Source organism: Yinghuangia aomiensis, assembly GCF_039542225.1.
Classification (GTDB): domain Bacteria; phylum Actinomycetota; class Actinomycetes; order Streptomycetales; family Streptomycetaceae; genus Yinghuangia; species Yinghuangia aomiensis.
Map to the genome: position 1 here is coordinate 1 of NZ_BAABHS010000072.1, position 17,387 is coordinate 17,387.

The 17,387-nt window shown below is 71.9% G+C and carries 21 protein-coding genes and 1 tRNA gene; 5 read left to right on the forward strand and 17 right to left on the reverse strand.

Going from position 1 to position 17,387, the window contains the following annotated elements; genetic code table 11:
• Nucleotides 1-123 precede the first annotated feature (123 nt).
• Together ABEA93_RS41365 and ABEA93_RS41370 are read right to left on the reverse strand one after the other, a co-directional pair.
• A complete protein-coding gene (locus ABEA93_RS41365) occupies nucleotides 124-546 on the reverse strand; it encodes a PIN domain nuclease (protein WP_345681178.1) in 423 nt (140 codons plus the stop codon).
• Nucleotides 543-797 (reverse strand): hypothetical protein, encoded by a 255-nt coding sequence (locus tag ABEA93_RS41370; RefSeq protein WP_345681179.1) that lies wholly within the window; start codon nucleotides 795-797, stop codon nucleotides 543-545. The genes ABEA93_RS41365 and ABEA93_RS41370 overlap by 4 nt, the downstream gene beginning before the upstream one ends.
• Nucleotides 798-1,021: 224 nt before the next feature.
• Between ABEA93_RS41370 and ABEA93_RS41375 the strand changes: the two genes are divergently transcribed.
• A complete protein-coding gene (locus ABEA93_RS41375; RefSeq protein WP_345681180.1) occupies nucleotides 1,022-1,708 on the forward strand; it encodes an HNH endonuclease signature motif containing protein in 687 nt (228 codons plus the stop codon).
• Nucleotides 1,709-1,755: 47 nt separating this feature from the next.
• A tRNA-Leu gene (locus ABEA93_RS41380) sits at nucleotides 1,756-1,838 on the forward strand.
• A 71-nt stretch (nucleotides 1,839-1,909) separates the two neighbouring features.
• Here the strand turns inward: ABEA93_RS41380 and ABEA93_RS41385 are convergent.
• From ABEA93_RS41385 to clpS, 12 genes are all read right to left on the reverse strand, one after another.
• Nucleotides 1,910-3,502, reverse strand: a complete 1,593-nt coding sequence (locus ABEA93_RS41385) for a molybdopterin-dependent oxidoreductase (protein WP_345681181.1) — start codon at nucleotides 3,500-3,502, stop codon at nucleotides 1,910-1,912.
• A 729-nt stretch (nucleotides 3,503-4,231) separates the two neighbouring features.
• Nucleotides 4,232-4,840 carry an XTP/dITP diphosphatase gene (locus ABEA93_RS41390; RefSeq protein WP_345681182.1) on the reverse strand — a complete coding sequence of 203 codons (609 nt, stop codon included), beginning with the start codon at nucleotides 4,838-4,840 and terminating at the stop codon, nucleotides 4,232-4,234.
• Nucleotides 4,841-5,017: 177 nt separating this feature from the next.
• Entirely contained in the window at nucleotides 5,018-5,404 is a 387-nt protein-coding gene (locus tag ABEA93_RS41395; protein WP_345681183.1) for a hypothetical protein, read from the reverse strand.
• Between the two features lie 213 nt (nucleotides 5,405-5,617).
• Nucleotides 5,618-6,352, reverse strand: coding sequence for a ribonuclease PH (rph, locus tag ABEA93_RS41400; protein WP_345681184.1), 735 nt, complete (start codon nucleotides 6,350-6,352; stop codon nucleotides 5,618-5,620).
• 92 nt (nucleotides 6,353-6,444) lie between these two features.
• Nucleotides 6,445-7,191 carry an MBL fold metallo-hydrolase gene (locus ABEA93_RS41405; protein WP_345681185.1) on the reverse strand — a complete coding sequence of 249 codons (747 nt, stop codon included), beginning with the start codon at nucleotides 7,189-7,191 and terminating at the stop codon, nucleotides 6,445-6,447.
• Entirely contained in the window at nucleotides 7,188-8,000 is an 813-nt protein-coding gene (gene murI, locus ABEA93_RS41410; RefSeq protein ID WP_345681186.1) for a glutamate racemase, read from the reverse strand. Before murI ends, ABEA93_RS41405 begins: the two co-directional genes overlap by 4 nt.
• Before the next feature lie 161 nt (nucleotides 8,001-8,161).
• Nucleotides 8,162-9,112 (reverse strand): PLP-dependent cysteine synthase family protein, encoded by a 951-nt coding sequence (locus ABEA93_RS41415; protein ID WP_345681187.1) that lies wholly within the window; start codon nucleotides 9,110-9,112, stop codon nucleotides 8,162-8,164.
• Between the two features lie 2 nt (nucleotides 9,113-9,114).
• Nucleotides 9,115-9,393 (reverse strand): MoaD family protein, encoded by a 279-nt coding sequence (locus tag ABEA93_RS41420; RefSeq protein ID WP_345681188.1) that lies wholly within the window; start codon nucleotides 9,391-9,393, stop codon nucleotides 9,115-9,117.
• Between the two features lie 134 nt (nucleotides 9,394-9,527).
• The gene (locus tag ABEA93_RS41425) at nucleotides 9,528-9,638 is read right to left on the reverse strand and encodes a putative leader peptide (protein ID WP_345681198.1); all 111 of its coding nucleotides are present in this window, start codon (nucleotides 9,636-9,638) and stop codon (nucleotides 9,528-9,530) included.
• Between the two features lie 135 nt (nucleotides 9,639-9,773).
• Nucleotides 9,774-10,199: a M67 family metallopeptidase gene (locus tag ABEA93_RS41430; protein WP_345681189.1), complete on the reverse strand. Its 426-nt coding sequence runs from the start codon at nucleotides 10,197-10,199 to the stop codon at nucleotides 9,774-9,776.
• An 81-nt stretch (nucleotides 10,200-10,280) separates the two neighbouring features.
• A complete protein-coding gene (locus ABEA93_RS41435; protein ID WP_345681190.1) occupies nucleotides 10,281-10,880 on the reverse strand; it encodes a DUF2017 domain-containing protein in 600 nt (199 codons plus the stop codon).
• Between the two features lie 149 nt (nucleotides 10,881-11,029).
• Nucleotides 11,030-11,320, reverse strand: a complete 291-nt coding sequence (clpS, locus tag ABEA93_RS41440) for an ATP-dependent Clp protease adapter ClpS (RefSeq protein ID WP_345681191.1) — start codon at nucleotides 11,318-11,320, stop codon at nucleotides 11,030-11,032.
• Between the two features lie 159 nt (nucleotides 11,321-11,479).
• On the opposite strand from clpS, the gene ABEA93_RS41445 reads away from it, so the two are divergent.
• On the forward strand, nucleotides 11,480-12,808 hold the full coding sequence (locus ABEA93_RS41445; protein WP_345681192.1) for a nicotinate phosphoribosyltransferase: 1,329 nt from the start codon (nucleotides 11,480-11,482) through the stop codon (nucleotides 12,806-12,808).
• 98 nt (nucleotides 12,809-12,906) lie between these two features.
• Complete coding sequence (locus ABEA93_RS41450) at nucleotides 12,907-13,533, forward strand: isochorismatase family protein (protein ID WP_345681193.1); 627 nt, start codon at nucleotides 12,907-12,909, stop codon at nucleotides 13,531-13,533.
• Between the two features lie 13 nt (nucleotides 13,534-13,546).
• Here ABEA93_RS41450 and ABEA93_RS41455 read toward each other — a convergent pair whose 3' ends face one another.
• Entirely contained in the window at nucleotides 13,547-15,514 is a 1,968-nt protein-coding gene (locus ABEA93_RS41455; RefSeq protein WP_345681194.1) for an immune inhibitor A domain-containing protein, read from the reverse strand.
• A gap of 150 nt (nucleotides 15,515-15,664) precedes the next feature.
• Here ABEA93_RS41455 and ABEA93_RS41460 point away from each other — a divergent pair, with 150 nt between their 5' ends.
• Nucleotides 15,665-15,898: a hypothetical protein gene (locus ABEA93_RS41460; protein WP_345681195.1), complete on the forward strand. Its 234-nt coding sequence runs from the start codon at nucleotides 15,665-15,667 to the stop codon at nucleotides 15,896-15,898.
• Nucleotides 15,899-16,018: 120 nt separating this feature from the next.
• On the opposite strand, the gene ABEA93_RS41465 is transcribed toward ABEA93_RS41460, so the two are convergent.
• Complete coding sequence (locus tag ABEA93_RS41465; RefSeq protein ID WP_345681196.1) at nucleotides 16,019-16,633, reverse strand: RDD family protein; 615 nt, start codon at nucleotides 16,631-16,633, stop codon at nucleotides 16,019-16,021.
• A 155-nt stretch (nucleotides 16,634-16,788) separates the two neighbouring features.
• Nucleotides 16,789-17,387, reverse strand: a 599-nt coding sequence (locus tag ABEA93_RS41470; RefSeq protein WP_345681197.1) for an RDD family protein, incomplete at its 5' end; no start/stop codon positions are given.

Below are 17,387 nucleotides of genomic sequence, written 5' to 3' on the forward strand. Positions count from 1 at the left end.
TCTGCGGACCTTGACCGGCTCTGCCACCGAACCCCCTGTCGCCGGTTGGATGTCCATGACATCCAACCGGCACGCAGACCATCACGACCACCGGCCACCCGGTGAACGTTTCCGGTCACAGCACTAGTTGAGAGACCCCGGCTTGGCCAGCCACTCGACCGGCTGCCCCGTCACCGTGGCGATGGTCTCGAAGTCACGGTCGTAGTGAAGCACCGTCAGCCCGGACATCTCCGCGGTCGCGGCCACCAACAGATCCACCACGGACGCCGCCCGGTGCCTGCTGCGCTCGGCAAGCTGGTCCTGCACCGCGCGCACCCGCACCCACACATTGTCGGGCATCGGCACCCAGCCGACGGCTGTCCGGAACTCCTCACACATGTCACGGTAGTCCTCGCGGCCGCGCGCCGTGAACAACACCTCGGCCTCAACCGCCGGGCAGACCGCCACCACGCCGGCAGCAGCCTTGCTCGCCCACTCCTCGACATGCTCGCCGCGTCCGAGCCGCAGATATGCGCTCGTGTCGGCGAGGTATACCACCCCGCTCACCGCTCCGGGTCTTCCGACTCGGCGTCGAACTCCAGCTCGCGTGAACGCGCCATGAGCCGCTCAATCGCCGCCCTGCGCACTTCCTCCGGCGTGTGCCGAAAGATCAGGTCACGCAGGGCGAACTCGACCACGGTGTCGGGGTGCCGCGTCTTGGCCACCGCAGCGGCCCTCGCCAGCAACTCCCGGTCGACCGTGATCGTGATCTGTTCCCGGCCCATCGCAGCCACCTCCTGGTCGGCGGGTGTCGCCACCCGCTCCAGCGTAGCCGTGCGCCCATCCCCTGACGGTGCCATCAATCCCCTCCTCACCCCGGACACACCTCGCGCCCGGCGCCGTGCGCAACGAGCGACCAACGCCTTGGTTACGATCTGACATTCAGTCAGAAAATAGCTCGATTCACCCGCGTGACTCGCACTGGTGTTCGTCGTTGAGCTGAACAGCGGCTCAGGGAGGGCCATCGTCGGGAGGGTGTGGCATGACGGCGGAGAAGTACACGCGCGAGTTGCTGGAGCGGGTCGCGGCCGAGTCCACAAGCGTGGCGGACATGCTGCGGCGCATGGGTGTTCCGGCGCTTGGCGGGACGCACTCGCTGGTCAGCCGGAAGCTCCAGCGTTGGCAGATCCCCACGGACCACTTCGCCAGCCGTCGCCACTTGGAGCACTTGGCCCGGCGATCCGTCGACCCCGACGCGCTCCGCTCGGCCGTCGCCGAGTCCCGCAGCGTGGCCGCAACCGCCCGCATGCTCGGATTCGCCGACCACGGCAGCGCGCACCACCTCGTCCGCCGCTGGATCGCCGAGGCCGGGCTGGACACCGGCCACTTCGTCGGCAAGTCGCACAACAAGGGCCGACGCTCGCCCAAGCGCTTCTCGCCCGATCAGGTTCTGCGCCTCGAACCGGAGCGGATGAAGCGGCTCCCTCCCCGGCGCCTGAGGAACGCCCTGGCAGACCTCGGCCGCCCGTACGAGTGCGCGCTCTGCGGTATCGGCGACGTCTGGAACGGCGGGAAGCTGATCCTCGAAGTCGACCACATCAATGGCGACTGGCGGGACAACCGGCGGGAGAACCTCCGCTACCTGTGCCCGAACTGCCACACGCAAACCGACACATATCGTGGGCGCCGGCGGGCCACTACGCAGCGGTCTACACCGACCGCCGCTTAGTATGTCGGGTGCACCTCACAGGGCTTGGCCCTGGGAGTTTGCACCCCGCGGCCGTGGCGGAATGGCTTACGCAGCAGACTTAGGATCTGTGGTCTTATATGACTTGTGGGTTCGAATCCCACCGGCCGCATCGCACAGCAAGAGCGCCTCCGGAGCCCCGGACGGCGCTCTTCGCGTATCGCGGCCGAGCCCCGTCCGCACCTACGTCACCGTCATCGAGATCGTGTGCCACCCCGTCGCCCCGTCCGGGCCCACGCCGACCTCCTCGTCGGTTTGGACGTAGCCCGTCTTGTCCGTCGCGCGGATGCGGATACGGTGCGGACCCGGTTTGGCGTCCCAGTACCAGACGAACTGGCGCCAGGTGTCGACGGTGTCCTCGGCGGCGAGTTCGGCCTGCTGCCAGGGCTCGTCGTCGATCTGGACTTCCACGGCGGCGATGCCCTTGTGCTGGGCCCAGGCCACGCCCGCGACAGGGATGCGGCCGCGCGGCACCTTGGCCATGTTCCTGGGGGTGTCGATGCGGGACTCGGTTTTGACGGGGCCTTGGGCCGCCCAGCCGCGCGGGACCCAGTACGCGTCGTAGTCGGCGAACGTCGTCGCCTCGATCTCGACGATCCACTTGCACGCCGACACGTAGCCGTACAGCCCCGGCACCACCATCCGCACGGGGAACCCGTGCACGATCGGCAGCGGCTCGCCGTTCATGCCGACCGCCAGCATCGCGTCGCGTCCGTCCATCACCACCGCGGTCGGCGTGCCGATCGTCATGCCGTCCGAGGATCGGGACACGAGCTGGTCGGCGTCCGGGTGGACGCCCGCCTCGCGCAGCAGGTCGGCGAGCGGGATGCCCTGCCACCGCGCGGTGCCGATGTACGGGCCGCCGACGTCGTTGGAGACGCAGCACAGGGTGATGTCCCGCTCGATCGTCGGCCGGGCGGTGAGCTGGGCGAAGTCGATCTCGATCTCTCGGTCGACCTTGCCGTGGATGCGCAACTTCCAGTCCTCGGCGCGGATTTCCGGAACGACGAGGGCTGTGTCGATGCGGTAGAAGTCGCGGTTGGGCGTGATGTGAGTGCTGAGATCGGGGATGCCGAGTTCGGTGCTCGCGGGGGGTTTGGGCGCGGGTGCCGCGGGCGGCGGCAGCACGACGCGGGAGCGGGACTTGCTGACGTCGAACCGTACGTCCTGGAGCCACCGGCCGACCCCGGCGAGCACCACCCCGGCGCCGATCGCCCCGCCGACCAATGTCCGTCGCCGCGGCCCGGTGGCGACGACAGGGACGGTGGGGGTGGCAGCTGCCTCGGATTCACCGTCGGCCGGCGCGGTCTCGGTCCGCCGCCCGAACACCACCCCCGGCCGCGTCAACATCACCAGTGCCACCGCGCCCACGGCTGCTCCCACCAGGGCCGGGACGACGTCTGTGTCTTTCTCCGCGGGCCGTGACAGGGCGGCCGCGACGGTGACGACCCCCAGGATCCCGACCCCGAGCAGCCCGGCCCACAGCCATCGGCGTGCGACCACCCCGATGACCGCGGCGAACACGGCGAGCAGCACGCCGACGCCTATCCGCAGCACCAGCTTGTCGTCGGTGCCGAACTGCCGGATGGCCCATTCCTTGAGGCCGCGCGGTGTCCGGTCGATGACGGATTGGCCGACGGTGACCAGGGGTGCGGCTTCGCGGCGGACGAATGCGGCGGTGAACTCCGCGGCGGCGACCGCGAGGCCGCCCGCCACCAGACCGTTGAGCGCGGCGGCGCCGTGGGTACGCAGCAGGCGCCCTCCGGCCGGAGACATGGGCACGCGGCTCCCCCTCACAGTCGCGGAACGTGGTGCCTCACATCATCGCCGCGCCCGCCGCAAAAAGCCCGGCCCCAAAGACTACGAACCCATGACGTCCCGACCGGGGTGCGCGACGGGGCGGCCGAGCGGACGGCGAGTCACGGCTCGCAGCGGGCCGCCTTTCGCACGGCAGGTAGGGCGGACGCACCGGTGCCGCTGGGTGGAAAACCGAAACGGTCAGCGGCGTCCGCCACAGAGCCGGTCAGCCCATCAGTGCGGCTCGCAAGTCCGCGGTTGGCGGATAGGACGCGCGGCGAGTGGCCTGCCACAGGCGCTCCGCGGCACGGCAAATCCGCTGCGTGGCAAGCCGGGTCGGGCCTGCGGTACTGAACGCCGGAACCGGCGCCGCCGCCCTCCGCTCAGTCGGCCGTACCACCAACCGCCCACCGATGGTGGCGTACCCGCGTGCCGGGTCTGCGTGCCGGGTCTGCGTGCCGGGCCTGCACCCGGCGGTCCGGCAGCGCATCCCCTTCGTGCAGCCCGCCTGATCGCCCCGACCGCCGCCGCACCGCCCCCGGTCGGCCGGTGCCTCCGCCCCGCCGCGAGGTTCCGCGCGGCAAGACCGGCACGGCCGCCAAAGCCACGTCGCGCCGGCCGCCTGCCTACCCAGCCGCCCAGCCGCCCCGGCGGCCCGACGGCCCGACGGCCCGACGGCGCCCGGTGCCGAGGACGCCCCGACGCCCCCTACCTCCGCCCCACCAGCTCCTCCACCACCGGCACGATCGCTCGAAATGCCTTGCCGCGGTGGCTGATGGCGTTCTTCTCGTCCGGGGTCAGTTCGGCGGTGGTGCGGGTGTCGCCGTCGACCTGGAGGATCGGGTCGTAGCCGAAGCCGTTGGTGCCGCGGGGGGCGGTGGTGAGGGAGCCGTTGAGGCGGCCTTCGACGACGCGTTCGGTGCCGTCGGGGAGGGCGAGGGCGGCGGCGCAGGCGAAGTGGGCGGCGCGGTGTTCGGGGGCGATGTCGGAGAGCTGGGCGAGGAGCAGGTCGAGGTTGGCGCGGTCGTCGCCGTGGCGGCCGGCCCAGCGGGCGGAGAAGATGCCGGGCATGCCGTTGAGGGCTTCGACGCAGAGGCCGGAGTCGTCGGCGATGGCGGGCAGGCCGGTGGCCTTGGCGACGGCGTGGGCTTTGAGGAGGGCGTTGGCGGCGAACGTCAGGCCGGTCTCGGGGACGTCGGCGACGTCGGGGAACTCGGTGACGCCGACGAGTTCGACGTCGAGGCCGGCGGCTTTGAGGATCTGCTGGAGTTCGGTGACTTTGTGGGCGTTGCGGGTGGCGAGTACGAGACGGCTCATGTCCGGCAGCCTACGCATCGAGGCGGGGCGGGTAGGTGCCCCGCCCCGCCTCGTCCGCAAACCGGTCGCGGTCCGTCACAGCTGCACAAAAACAGCCGCCTAAGAACAGTCGCGCATGAACAGTCGTACAGAACCAGCCGGGCAAGAACAGCCGCCCCGAAAGCGGCAGCCGACGCCTCAGCTGGTGCACGCGCTCCCGATGGCCTTGGCGCTCGAGCTGAGTAGTCCCAGGACGTCGGGCGACGGCGTTTCCTTGTTGGCGATCTGCCGGCTGAGGGTGTCGACCTGGCCGATCATGTCGTTGATGGCGTTCTTGACGTCCTGCGAGTCGATGTCGCTCGCGGCGTTGGTGAGGGTCTTGCTCATGTGCTGGAGGGCGTCGGAGGCGGCGTCGGGGTCGTTGATGACGTTCTGCAGGCTGCTGACGTCGTTGGCGAGCTGCTGGCCGAGTTTGACGCAGTCGATCGCCTTCTGGGCCTCGGAGCACGCGGTGGCCGTGAACAGGGCGGCGGCGATGGCGACGGCGGCGACGCTCGTACGCACGGCGCGGTGGGCACGGAACATGACGCTCCTTGGTGGGATCCGGTTCGGAAAGTGGGCGGACACGCCTGACTGGTGATCAGAAGGTAGCGGAGCGCAGCCCGAACCGTCCGGTGCGGTGGCGGATTCCGCGCACGGCGGTTGCAGCCTCGTGACACCCGCAACCGCCGCGTTATCCGCAGTCGGGGCGAACTGCCCCGGTTGTCCGGAAGACCCCGAAAGGGAGGACCGGGGGCGTCAGCGGGCGGTTTCCTCCAGCGCGATCTGCTGAAGCAGTGTCAGTTCGGCGCACCCGGCGGCGCCCAGGTCGATGAGCCGGTTGAGCAGGTCGCGGTCGAACGGCTCGCCTTCGGCGGTGCCTTGGACCTCGACGAAGCGGCCGTCGCCGGTGCAGACGATGTTCATGTCGGTTTCCGCGCGGACGTCTTCCTCGTACGGGAGGTCGAGCATCGGCACGCCGTCGATGATGCCGACGCTGACCGCGGCGACGGAGCCGGTGAGCGGTTCGGCCTTGGCCTTGACGAGCTTGTTGCGCTGCGCCCACGCGACGGCGTCGGCGAGGGCCACGTAGGCGCCGGTGATGGCCGCGGTGCGGGTGCCGCCGTCGGCCTGGAGGACGTCGCAGTCGAGCTGGATGGTGGTTTCGCCGAGGGCCTTGTAGTCGACGACGGCGCGCAGCGAGCGGCCGATGAGGCGGGAGATCTCGTGGGTGCGTCCGCCGATGCGGCCCTTGACGGCTTCGCGGTCGCCGCGGGTGTGGGTGGCGCGCGGGAGCATGGCGTACTCGGCGGTGACCCAGCCGAGGCCGCTGCCCTTGCGCCAGCGCGGGACGCCTTCGGTGACGCTGGCCGCGACGAGGACGCGGGTGCGGCCGAATTCGACGAGGACGGAGCCCTCGGCGTGGTCGAGCCATCCGCGGTGGAAGGCGATGGGGCGGAGCTGTTCGGGGGTTCGGCCGTCTGCACGTGACATGGCTTCAGCCTATGCCGCGGGCACGCGGGAACCGTCCGCGAGCCGTCCGGGCGCAACGGTGCGCCCCGCCCCGGGGGTCATCCGCGTCGGCGTCACACTTCGTATACGGCGCCCGGTGCGGCGAGTTCGGCGGGCCCGGAGTAGGCCTTGCGGGCGTCGTCGAGGTTGCGTTCGCCGTCGGTCCACGGCGGGATGTGGGTGAGGACGAGCCGCCGGGTTCCGGCGCGTTCGGCGTGTTCGCCGGCTTCGCGGCCGTTGAGGTGGACGTCGGGGAAGGTGTCGCGGCCGTCGGTGAACGACGCTTCGCACAGCAGCAGGTCGCTGTCGGTGGCCAGGTGGACGAGGGTCTCGCTTTCCGCGGTGTCGCCGGAGTAGACGAGGGAGCGGCCGCCGGCTTCGACGCGGAAGGCGAAGGATTCGACGGGGTGGTTGACGTGTCCGGCGGTGATGCGGAACGGGCCGATCTCGAAGACGCCGGGGTCGATGGTGCGGAAGTCGAAGGCTTCGGTCAGGCCGGGTTCGCCGGGTATGTCGTAGGCGCGGGCGAGCCGGTCGGCGGTGCCGGCGGGTCCCCAGACGGGCATCCGCGGGAGGCGGCCTTCGGGGTGGTAGTTGCGGTAGACGTAGAAGCCGCACAGGTCGAGGCAGTGGTCGGCGTGCAGGTGGGAGAGCACCACGGCGTCGATGTCGGCGAGGTCGGTGTGGTGCTGGACGCTGCCGAGGGCGCCGTTGCCGAGGTCGAGGAGGATGCGGACGCCGTCGGCTTCGACGAGGTAGCACGAGCACGCGGCGTGCGGGCCGGGGTAGCTGCCCGAGCAGCCCGCGACGGTGAGCTTCATACGGTCGCCCCCAGGGCGTCGACGTGGGTGAGTTCCGGCCCGAGGAACCGGCGGCCGATCTCCCGGAACTGGCTGGGGTTGCCGGTGGTGAGGAAGCGGTGCTCGGGTTCGGGGCGGGCGGTGTCGCGCATGAGCCGGTTGGCGGCGAGGACGCGGTAGACGTCCTTGGCCGTTTCCTCGCTGCTGGTGATGAGGGTGACGTTCTCGCCCATCACGTAGCTGAGCACACCGGTCAGGAGCGGGTAGTGCGTGCAGCCGAGGATGAGGGTGTCGACTTCGGCGGCGACGAGCGGTTCGAGGTATTCGTCGGCGGCTTTGAGGAGTTCGTCGCCGCCGGTGACACCGGCTTCGACGAATTCGACGAAGCGCGGGCAGGCCTGGGTGGTGACGGTGATGTGCGGGGCCGCGGCGAACGCGTCCTCGTAGGCCATCGACTGCTTGGTGGCGGCGGTGGAGATGACGCCGACGTTGTTGTTGCGGGTGGCGGCCGCGGCGCGCCGGGTGGCGGGGTGGATCACCTCGATGACGGGCACGTCGTAGCGTTCGCGGGCGTCGCGGAGCATCGCGGAGCTGGCGCTGTTGCAGGCGATGACGAGGGCTTTGACGCCTTGGTCGACGAGCCGGTCGAGGCATTCGAGGGCGTACGCGCGGACCTGGGCGATGGGGCGCGGTCCGTAGGGCTGCCGCGCGGTGTCGCCCAGGTACAGGATCGGCTCGTGCGGAAGCTGGTCGAGGACCGCACGGGCGACGGTCAGGCCGCCGAAAGAACTGTCGAAGATGCCGATGGGTGCGTCGCCGAGGTCTGCCACATACAGGAGGGTACGTTCCGCCCAGGCCGATCTCCGGAGGGCTCACCCTGCTTGTGTTGCGAATCACCACCGGACCGCGCGCGAAGGCCCCCGCCGGTCTGGTTCCGGCGGGGGATGCACGCTATTCGGATGGTGGTACGCCCAAGGCGGCGGCGCGGGCGTCAGGCCCAGAGCTGCCCGTGCAGCCTTTCGATGGCTTCCTCGGTGGTCGCCGCGGTGTAGATGCCGGTGGACAGGTACTTCCAACCGCCGTCGGCGACGACGAAGGCGATGTCGGCGCGCTCGCCGGCCTTGACCGCCTTGCGGGCCACGCCGAGGGCGGCGTGCAGCGCGGCGCCGGTCGACACGCCCGCGAAGATGCCCTCGTGTTCGAGGAGTTCGCGGGTGCGGCGGACGGCGTCGTGGGAGCCGACGGAGAACCGGGTGGTCAGCACGTCGGCGTCGTACAGCTCGGGGATGAAGCCTTCGTCGAGGTTGCGCAGCCCGTAGACGACGTCGTCGTAGCGGGGCTCGGCGGCGACGATCTGCACGCCGGGGACCTTTTCGCGCAGGTACCGGCCGACGCCCATGAGGGTTCCGGTGGTGCCGAGCCCGGCGACGAAGTGGGTGATCGTGGGCAGGTCTTCGAGGAGTTCGGGGCCTGTGGTGGCGTAGTGCGCGCCGGGGTTGGCCGGGTTGCCGTACTGGTAGAGCATGACCCAGTCGGGGTGCTCGGCGGAGAGTTCCTTGGCGACGCGGACGGCGGTGTTGGAGCCGCCGGCGGCCGGCGAGGAGATGATCTCGGCGCCCCACATGCGCAGGAGTTCGCGGCGTTCGTCGGAGGTGTTCTCCGGCATCACGCAGACGATCTTGTAGCCCTTGAGGCGGGCGGCCATGGCGAGGGAGATGCCGGTGTTGCCGCTGGTCGGCTCGAGGATGGTGCAGCCGGGGGTGAGCAGGCCGTCGCGTTCGGCGGCTTCGATCATGTGCAGCGCGGGGCGGTCCTTGACCGACCCGGTGGGGTTGCGGTCCTCCAGCTTCGCCCAGACGCGGACGTCGGGCGACGGCGACAGGCGCGGCAGGCCGACCAGCGGGGTGCGGCCTACCGCGTCGATCAGGGAGTCGTAACGCATGATCAGGCGCCGCCGGCCACGGCGGGGAGGATGGTCACGGTGTCGCCGTCGTCCAGCGCGGAGCCGATCCCGTCGATGAAGCGCACGTCCTCGTCGTTGAGGTAGACGTTGACGAAGCGGCGCAGCTCGCCGCTTTCCTCGATGAGGCGGTTGCGGATGCCGGCGTGCCGGGACTCCAGGTCGTCGATCAGCTCGGTGATCGTCTTCCCGTTGCCCTCGACGGCCTTCGCGCCGCCGGTGTAGTCGCGCAGGATGGTCGGGATGCGGACCTCGATGGCCATGGGGCGCTCCAAGAATGCGGGTTGCGTGCTGCAGGCGGGAGCGCGCTCCCGGGCGTTCCGGGGGCGCGGGGTGCTGGGGGGCGGGACCGGGGACCGGGGCCGCGGACCGGGGGCGGTCCGGGGCGGCGGCGGGGTCAGCCCGCGGGCAGGGCGCGACAGAGCGCGCTGGACAGCCGGCACAGATCGACGTGCAGGCGCGCGACGAGCAGCGTGCCGGGGGCGGTGCCCGGGCCCGTGCTCGTCATGTCCATGCCTGCGTAACGCATATCGTCATGCTAGCCATTCCGCGGGCCGGGCCCCGATGGTCTCTCGCATGTCGGAACGCGGCGTTCCGGCATATGAGATCCCTACGAGGTCCACGGTGGGGCATTCGGGACGAATCAGTATGCGTCGACCACGTTGACGTCTTCTTCGGTGATGACCCCGTCCACGATCCGGTACGAGCGGAACTCGTAGGGGCCGTCGTCGTTGCCGGTCTCGCGGGTGGAGACGAGGACGTAGTGCGCGTTCGGCTCGGACGCGTAGGCGACGTCGGTGCGCGACGGGTAGGCCTCGGTCGCGGTGTGCGAGTGGTAGATCACCACGGGTACCTCGTCGCGGTCGTCCATCTCGCGGTAGAGCGCGAGCAGGTCGCCGGAGTCGAACTCGTAGAACGTGGGCGACCGGGCCGCGTTGAGCATCGGGATGTAGCGCTCGGGGCGGTCGCTGCCTTCCGGCCCGGCGACCACGCCGCAGGCTTCGTCCGGGTGGTCGGCGCGGGCGTGCGCGACGATCGCGTCGCGCAGTTCGGTGGTGATCGTCAGCATGCTCGAAGGTTACGCATACCGGTGGGGGTTTGTGCGGGCAGGGGCGGGCATGGGCCGGCGGGGCCTTCTGCGGCGTTTGCGTCAGGGCAGCAGGGCCTCGACGAGGGATTCCTGGAGCACGCCGAGCCAGTGGTAGACGGCGAGGACGGCCAGGCGCGGGTCGTCGGGGTCGAGGCTCTCGGCGTACAGGTCGAGGTCCTCGGTGACGCCGAGGTTGGTGCCGAGCGCGAGCCGCAGGTCGTTGAGGGCGCCGAGCCAGGCCTGGGCGTGCGGTTCGTCGAGGACGACGCGGGCGCCGGGGCCGGCCGCGGCGATGTCGGCGCGGACCGTGCGGGCGTTGTCGACCTTGCGCAGCCGCAGGTCGTTCTCGGTGTAGCGGCGGAACTCGGCGGACGCGGCGTCGTCGTCGCGGTAGGCGTCGGGCAGCAGCCGGGCGAGGACCGGGTCCTCGGGGGCGGCGGGCGGCGGGGCCTGCTCGGCGCCGTCGAGGCCGCTCCAGTCGAGGCCGTCGAGGCCGAGTTCGCGGGCGAGCGGGTCGGTGGAGGCGGGGCGCCTGTCGTCGGGTTTGGGTTCGACGAGTTCGATCACCTGGCGGCACAGGTCCGCGAGGAGTTCCCCGTGCATCTCGTCGAGGACGATCTCCGGTCGTCCCGCGCGGCCGCGGACGAATTGGCCGGTCATTCGCCGTTCACCGTTCCCCTGTCACCTTGCTGCTGCCACTGTTCCGCTGTCACTTTTTCGGTGTCACTTTTTCGGTGTCACTTTTTCGATGCCACCGTCCCGGTGTCGCCGTTCCGGTGCCACCGCTTGCCGCCGCTCCGCTGCGCGGGTCACTTGTCGTGCTGGAGCGTGGCCCACAGGCCGAAGCCGTGCATGGCGGTGGTGTCGCGCTCCATCTCCTCACGCGTCCCGGACGCGACGACGGCGCGGCCCTTGTTGTGGACGTCGAGCATGAGCTTCTCGGCCTTCTTCTTGGGATAGCCGAAGTAGCTCTGGAACACGTACGTCACGTACGACATGAGGTTGATCGGGTCGTTCCAGACGATGCAGACCCAGGGCGTATCGGCCTGGACGTCTTCGTCCGACTCCGGTTTCTCGACCTCGATGGGCGCGACGCTCATGGGTTCCATGCTCCCATCCGGCGAAGGGTGGGGCGAACCCGGTCCCGGGGTGCGCGCGGGGCTGTCGGGCAGGGTGCGGGGCGGGGTGCGGCAAACCCTCCGGAAAGCCCCGCCCCCATAATCGTCACTCTGACGAGTAGTGGTGCTATCCTCGCTGGCATGAACGCGATGGGCACTCCCGCCGGCGCCGTTGCGGCCGGCACCGCGCTGTTGACCGACCACTACGAACTCACCATGGTCGAGGCCGCGCTGCGCAGCGGCGCCGCACACCGCCGCTCGGTGTTCGAGGTGTTCGGCCGCCGCCTGCCGCACGGCCGGCGGTACGGCGTGGTGGCCGGCATCGGCCGCCTACTCGACGCGATCGAGGCGTTCCGTTTCGACGACGCCACGCTCCGCTACCTGGCCGACCGCAAGGTGGTCGACCGGACGACCCTCGACTGGCTGGCCGACTACCGGTTCGGCGGCGACGTCTACGGCTACCCGGAAGGCGAGTGCTGGTTCCCCGGCTCGCCGATCGTGGTGGTCGAGGGCACATTCGCCGAGGCGGTGCTGCTGGAGACGCTGGTGCTGTCCGTCCTCAACCACGACTGCGCGGTCGCCGCGGCGGCGTCCCGCATGACGTCGGCGGCGGCGGGGCGGCCGTGCATCGAGATGGGATCGCGGCGCACCCACGAGCAGGCCGCGGTCGCGGCGGCGCGCGCGGCGTATGTGGCGGGCTTCGCCAGCACGTCCAACCTGCGCGCGGGCGAGGCGTACGGCATTCCGACGCTCGGGACCAGCGCGCACGCGTTCACGCTGCTGCACGACAACGAACGCGAGGCGTTCGAGGCGCAGATCGCCGCGCTCGGCAAGAACACGACGCTGCTGGTGGACACCTACGACGTGACGTCCGCGGTGGCGACCGCGGTCGAGCTGGCCGGGCCGGAACTCGGCGCGGTGCGGCTGGACTCCGGCGACCTGCTGCTGCTCGCGCACCGGGTGCGGCGGCAGTTGGACGAGTTGGGCGCGGACCGCACGAAGATCGTGGTGACGAGCGACCTGGACGAGTACGCGATCGCGGCGCTGCGGGCGGCCCCGGTGGACGCCTACGGCGTGGGCACGCAGCTGGTCACCGGCAGCGGGCACCCGACGGCGTCCCTGGTCTACAAGCTGGTGGCGCGTGCGGCGACCTCAGATGCGGACGCTCCGCTGGAGTCGGTGGCGAAGCGGTCCCCGGGCAAGCCGAGCCACGGCGGCCGCAAGACCGCGCTCCGGGCCTACGACGCGGACGGCGTCGCCGAGACGGAGGTGCTGCGGACCGGCGGGCGCGGCGAGGTCGGGCCGGAACTGCGGGAGCTGCTCGTGCCGTTGATCATCGGCGGTGAGGTGGTCGGACGCGAGCCGCTGGAGAAGTCCCGCGAACGGCACCTGCGGTCGAGGGCGGAGCTGCCGCTGTCGGCCACGCAGCTGTCCCGGGGCGAGCCGGTGCTGGCGACGGTGTACGAGTAGGGGCCGAGGGGTAGTCGGGGGCTGGTGCGCGGGCGGTCGACGCGCACCGGCCCGGGCAGGTGGGCGGCAAGGCCGAAGACGTCGAGGAGGCGGGTGTCATGACCCGGGCATTGATCGTCGTGGACGTGCAGAACGACTTCTGCGAGGGCGGCAGTCTCGCGGTCGCGGGCGGTGCGGACGTCGCCGCGGCGATCCGCGCGCACGTCGCGGGCAACGCGGCGGAGCAGCCGCCGGACCCGGTGCACGCCGGCGGGGTGCCGGCGTACGCGCACATCGTCGCGACGCGGGACCACCACGTCGACCCGGGCGCGCACTTCGCCGCGGAGCCGGACTACGTGGACACGTGGCCGGTGCACTGCGTGGCGGGGACGCCGGGTGCGGACTTCCATCCGGCGTTCGCGCCCGTGGTCGCGGAGGGCCGTATCGAGGCGGTCTTCGCGAAGGGCGCGCACGCGGCCGCGTACAGCGGCTTCGAGGGCGCCGATGCCGACGGCACCGGCCTGGCCGCGTGGCTGCGCGGCCGCGGTGTGACCGACGTCGACGTGGTCGGCATCGCCACCGACCACTGCGTCCGCGCGACGGCCTTGGACGCGGCCCGCGAGGGTTTCGCGACGCGGGTGCTTCTCGGCCTGACCGCGGGGGTGGCCGCGGACACCACTGCGCGCACGCTGGACGAACTGCGGGCCGCGGGGGTGGACCTGGAGGGCGAGCCGGTCGTCCGGTGAGCACGGGCGGGCCTCACCCCCGCCCCGTCGGCCCCACCGTCACCCGCACGGCGTCTCCGTGCCGCGCCGTGGACTGCACCTCGACCCGCACCCCCACCCCCGGCAGCTTGACCCCTGCCAGCGGGGCCCGCGACGACCAATAGTCCGGGGCCTTGTCGTCGAACACCGGCTGCCCCGGCCTCGGTGCCAGAGCCGTCCGGGCCCCGGGGTCGCCGACCGACACCGGGTCGGTCGTGTCGCCGGGCAGGCCGAATGCCGCGTCGTACATCTGGATCCGGGCCCGTACCGGCGTCCCGGCGGCGAGCAGGGGTGCCGGGTGGGCGTCGACCGGCAGGATCAGGCCTTGGCCCGGGTGGTCGGCGACGTCGTTGTCGGCCGTCCCGGTGTCCCACAGCCACACGAGCACGCCGGGCCCGTACGGGAAATAGTCCGACTCGCCGGCCCCCGCCTGCCCGTCGTAGGGCCCGGTCCGCAAGGCCGCGTCGGTGCCCGTGTACTGGCGGTTCTCCACGATGTACCAGCGCGGTTTGCCGCCCGCCCGTTTCGGCTGCAGCGGGATCAGCACGGCCTGCGGGTCGCCGATCGACTGGAGTGGTGCGACCATCAGCGACGTCGTCGTCCCCGGGTCGGCGACCATCCAGTCGAGCCAGCCGAGCTGGATGCGGTCCCATGCCGACAGCGAGCCGGGTGAACTCCCCACCCCGTCGCGCCCGTTGCTGAGGTATCCGGCGATGCTCATCAGCGACCAGAACGCCACCGGGGAGCCGCTGAGCCCGTCCTTCCGGTCGTACAGGTCGGGCAGGCCGAGGTCGTGTCCGAACTCGTGGGCGATGGTGCCGAGTCCGCCGTTCTCCGACTGGATCGTGTAGTCGCCCGCCCACAGGCCGCTGCGGCCGATCCGGGTGCCGCCGGCGAGGTGTCCGGGCGGGCCGGTGCGGCCGGCGCCGTCGCTGAAGGCGTACCAGCGGTGCGACCAGATCGCGTTGTTGCCCGACGCGCCGCCGCCGGCCGCCTTGTCGACGCCGGCTTTCACGATCTCCAGGTGGTCGAGGTAGCCGTCCGGCTGGTCGAACGTGCCGTTGCCGTCGTGGTCGTCGCGGTCCCACCGGTCGAACTGGCGCAGGTGGTCGTCGATCTGCTTCTCGGACTTCCCCGCGGCGATCTGCCCGTCGTACCAGGTGTCGAGCGCGTCGCGCACCAGCTCCCAGACGTTCGTGCACACCGTGGCGCCGCACGATTCGGAGCCGTAGCGGGCCTCGTTCCACGGCACCCGCACCCAGTCCGCCACCGCGCCTTCGACGCTCATCCGGCCCGACGACTGCGCCCGGTAGTGCGTGGCGAGCGACCCTCCCGCGCTGCCGTCGCCGAGGAACAGGTTCTGGAAGTAGCCGCGGTCGAAGTGCGGCACCCAGATGGTGTCGGTGTCGACCCGGCGGTCGGGCTGCGGGATCTGGTCGTGCCGCGGTCCGGGCACCCCTTGCGGCTGCCCGGACCCGGCGGGATCGAGAGGTCCCGGGTCCCCGCCCCGGTACAGCTTGTCGCCGAATTCCACGAGGATCACGAACACCCGGGCCACCGACGGCGGCCGCAGCTGCACCTTCGGCCCCTGCGGGAGCTGCACCGTGTCGGGGGCGCGGTGCGGGCCCACGCCCGCGCTCTGGGAGGCGGTGACGACGGACGTGACGGCCGCGTCCCGCCGGGTGCGGCGCTGTTCGCTGTACGGCCCCGGCAGATCGTCGCCCGGCGCCTGTCCGGCGGCGGCCGGAGCCACCGACCGGGCCCGCGCGTCCCAATACGCGCGGGTCCCCGCCGGATCGGGGCCGGACGGCCCCGGATCGGCGAGCCCGGGTCCGGCCAGCAGCAGGCACGCGAGCCCGGCGGCCCCGGACGCCGCGGCGGTCCGGCGGACGGCCGACCGGCGCAGGAAGGCGCGGCGCGGCTTGCGGTCCGCGTGCGGGGCGGGCGAGTGGTGATCGGCCATGGCTGCTCCGGGAGTTCGTCGTCGGGTGGGCGGCCCCCGGACCGCGTGGAACTACTCCCCCCGACGGACGCGGCGAACGGCGCGCCGCAGTACCGTGAATCGCAGGGCCGGGCGCGAAGGACCCGGCGGAGGCGGGGAGGTGAGCCGGTCGTGAACCGACTCGACATCACCCATCTGTCGTTCGGAGCGTTGGCCGCGGTCACGGCGACCGCGCTGTTCCTCGTCCTGTCGGGGACGCGTTCCGTGGGCGGGGCGGCCGTGGCAGCGGCGCTGGGGATTGCGCTGGGCACCGCGACGACGGTGTTCGCGGCGCGGCACGGAGCCGCGGGCCGGGCACCGGTTCCGGTGCCGCGGCGGGCGCCGCGGCCGGGCCGCCGCGGGTAGTCCACCCGGCGGCACGGCGGACGGCGAAGGCGAAGTGCGGCGGGCCGGGCGGGATTTCCCGTCCGGCCCGCGGCATGTCGCGCATCGCCCGCTCCTCGGTCATGGGGGCCGTGCGGCGGATCAGATCCGGATCACGGTGGTGTGGGCGGACTTGTCGTGCAGGCACTGCTGCCACGGCTGGTCCCACAGGTGCCACAGGCAGTTGACGACGAAGAACACGAATCCGACGCACGGCACGATCAGCGGCAGCGCGAACACGCCCGCGCGCGTCCAGGCGGGCGAGCCCTGCACGGAGCCCCCGTCGGCGACCCGGACGACCTTGATCTTGGTGGCCATCTTGCCGAGCGTCTGGCCGTTGTTGTTGAGCATGAAGCCCTCGTACAGGAAGTACAGGACGGTCGCGACGGCGCCCGCGGCCGCTTCCTTGCCGAAGTTCACGTTGTCGGTGTCGGTGCCGACGAACGCGAACCCGATGGCGCAGCTGAACGCCAGGTAGACGAGGAAGTCGACGCACCGCGCGAGGAACCGCCGTCCGCTGCCGCCCAGGACGGGTCCGCCTTGGTAGTCGTAGCCGCCGGGCGGGGGCGGCATCTGCCCGTACGGCTGCTGCCCGTACGGCGGCTCCTGCCCGTAGGGCCCCGGCGGCGGCTGCTGCCCGTACGGGGGCTCCCCGCCGGGGGGCTGCTGCCCGTACGGCGGTTCCTGCCCGGGCGGGGGCGGTTCGCTGCTGCTCATGCGATCAGTAAAGCGACAGTTATGACTAATTCCCGGCAATACGCGCACGAGTGGCGAGGCGCGTCACCCGGATGCCGCAGCACCGCCCGGGCCCGGCGGACTGGGCGGACTCGGCGATTTCGGCGGGCCCGGCGGGCTCAGTGGGCTTGGCGGGCTCAGCGGTCCCGTGCCACGAAGGTCTTTGCCGCCCGGTCGTGCCAGGCCTGCCGCCACGGTGCGTCGAGTGCCCCCTGCACCAGGCCGATCGCGCCGATCACCAGCAGTCCGGGCACGCCGAACGTGGCCCAGCGCAGCACCGACCGCCCCAGGGTCGGGGGGCGGTGGGTGTCGAGGTCGACGACGCGGAGCCCGAACAGCCGTTTGCCGAACGAGCGTCCGGTGCGCCAGGTGGGCAGCGTCTCGTAGAGGAACATCGCGGCGAGCACCACGGCGGCGACGACGGCCGCGGCGCGCAGCACCGGGCCGTCGACGAGCCAGATCGTCTCGGTGCGTCCTTCGTAGCGGATGCGCTCCGCGCGGGCGTCGATGTGCCGGCCGACGCCCGGGGCCACCGCGGCGGTCGCGGCAAGGCCGGCCAGCAGTGGGACGACGGAGTCGACGAGGCGGGCGTAGAGGCGTTCCTTGAGCGGCGCCGGTCTGCGTCTCGGTGCGGCGGCGGACGACGCGCGCCGCGGACCGGGGATCTCGGCCGCCGCGCCCGCCCGGCCGCGCCCCCGGGCGGCGGCCCGCGATCCGGGCCGGGCCGGGCGCGCGG

Coding starts and splice junctions, on each gene's coding strand:
- ABEA93_RS41375 (WP_345681180.1), top strand. CDS start 1,022: ATGACGGCGGAGAAGTACACGCGCGAGTTGCTGGAGCGGGTCGCGGCC.
- ABEA93_RS41385 (WP_345681181.1), bottom strand. CDS start 3,502: ATGTCTCCGGCCGGAGGGCGCCTGCTGCGTACCCACGGCGCCGCCGCG.
- ABEA93_RS41390 (WP_345681182.1), bottom strand. CDS start 4,840: ATGAGCCGTCTCGTACTCGCCACCCGCAACGCCCACAAAGTCACCGAA.
- ABEA93_RS41395 (WP_345681183.1), bottom strand. CDS start 5,404: ATGTTCCGTGCCCACCGCGCCGTGCGTACGAGCGTCGCCGCCGTCGCC.
- rph (WP_345681184.1), bottom strand. CDS start 6,352: ATGTCACGTGCAGACGGCCGAACCCCCGAACAGCTCCGCCCCATCGCC.
- ABEA93_RS41405 (WP_345681185.1), bottom strand. CDS start 7,191: ATGAAGCTCACCGTCGCGGGCTGCTCGGGCAGCTACCCCGGCCCGCAC.
- ABEA93_RS41415 (WP_345681187.1), bottom strand. CDS start 9,112: ATGCGTTACGACTCCCTGATCGACGCGGTAGGCCGCACCCCGCTGGTC.
- ABEA93_RS41420 (WP_345681188.1), bottom strand. CDS start 9,393: ATGGCCATCGAGGTCCGCATCCCGACCATCCTGCGCGACTACACCGGC.
- ABEA93_RS41425 (WP_345681198.1), bottom strand. CDS start 9,638: ATGACGAGCACGGGCCCGGGCACCGCCCCCGGCACGCTGCTCGTCGCG.
- ABEA93_RS41430 (WP_345681189.1), bottom strand. CDS start 10,199: ATGCTGACGATCACCACCGAACTGCGCGACGCGATCGTCGCGCACGCC.
- ABEA93_RS41435 (WP_345681190.1), bottom strand. CDS start 10,880: ATGACCGGCCAATTCGTCCGCGGCCGCGCGGGACGACCGGAGATCGTC.
- clpS (WP_345681191.1), bottom strand. CDS start 11,320: ATGAGCGTCGCGCCCATCGAGGTCGAGAAACCGGAGTCGGACGAAGAC.
- ABEA93_RS41445 (WP_345681192.1), top strand. CDS start 11,480: ATGAACGCGATGGGCACTCCCGCCGGCGCCGTTGCGGCCGGCACCGCG.
- ABEA93_RS41450 (WP_345681193.1), top strand. CDS start 12,907: ATGACCCGGGCATTGATCGTCGTGGACGTGCAGAACGACTTCTGCGAG.
- ABEA93_RS41455 (WP_345681194.1), bottom strand. CDS start 15,514: ATGGCCGATCACCACTCGCCCGCCCCGCACGCGGACCGCAAGCCGCGC.
- ABEA93_RS41465 (WP_345681196.1), bottom strand. CDS start 16,633: ATGAGCAGCAGCGAACCGCCCCCGCCCGGGCAGGAACCGCCGTACGGG.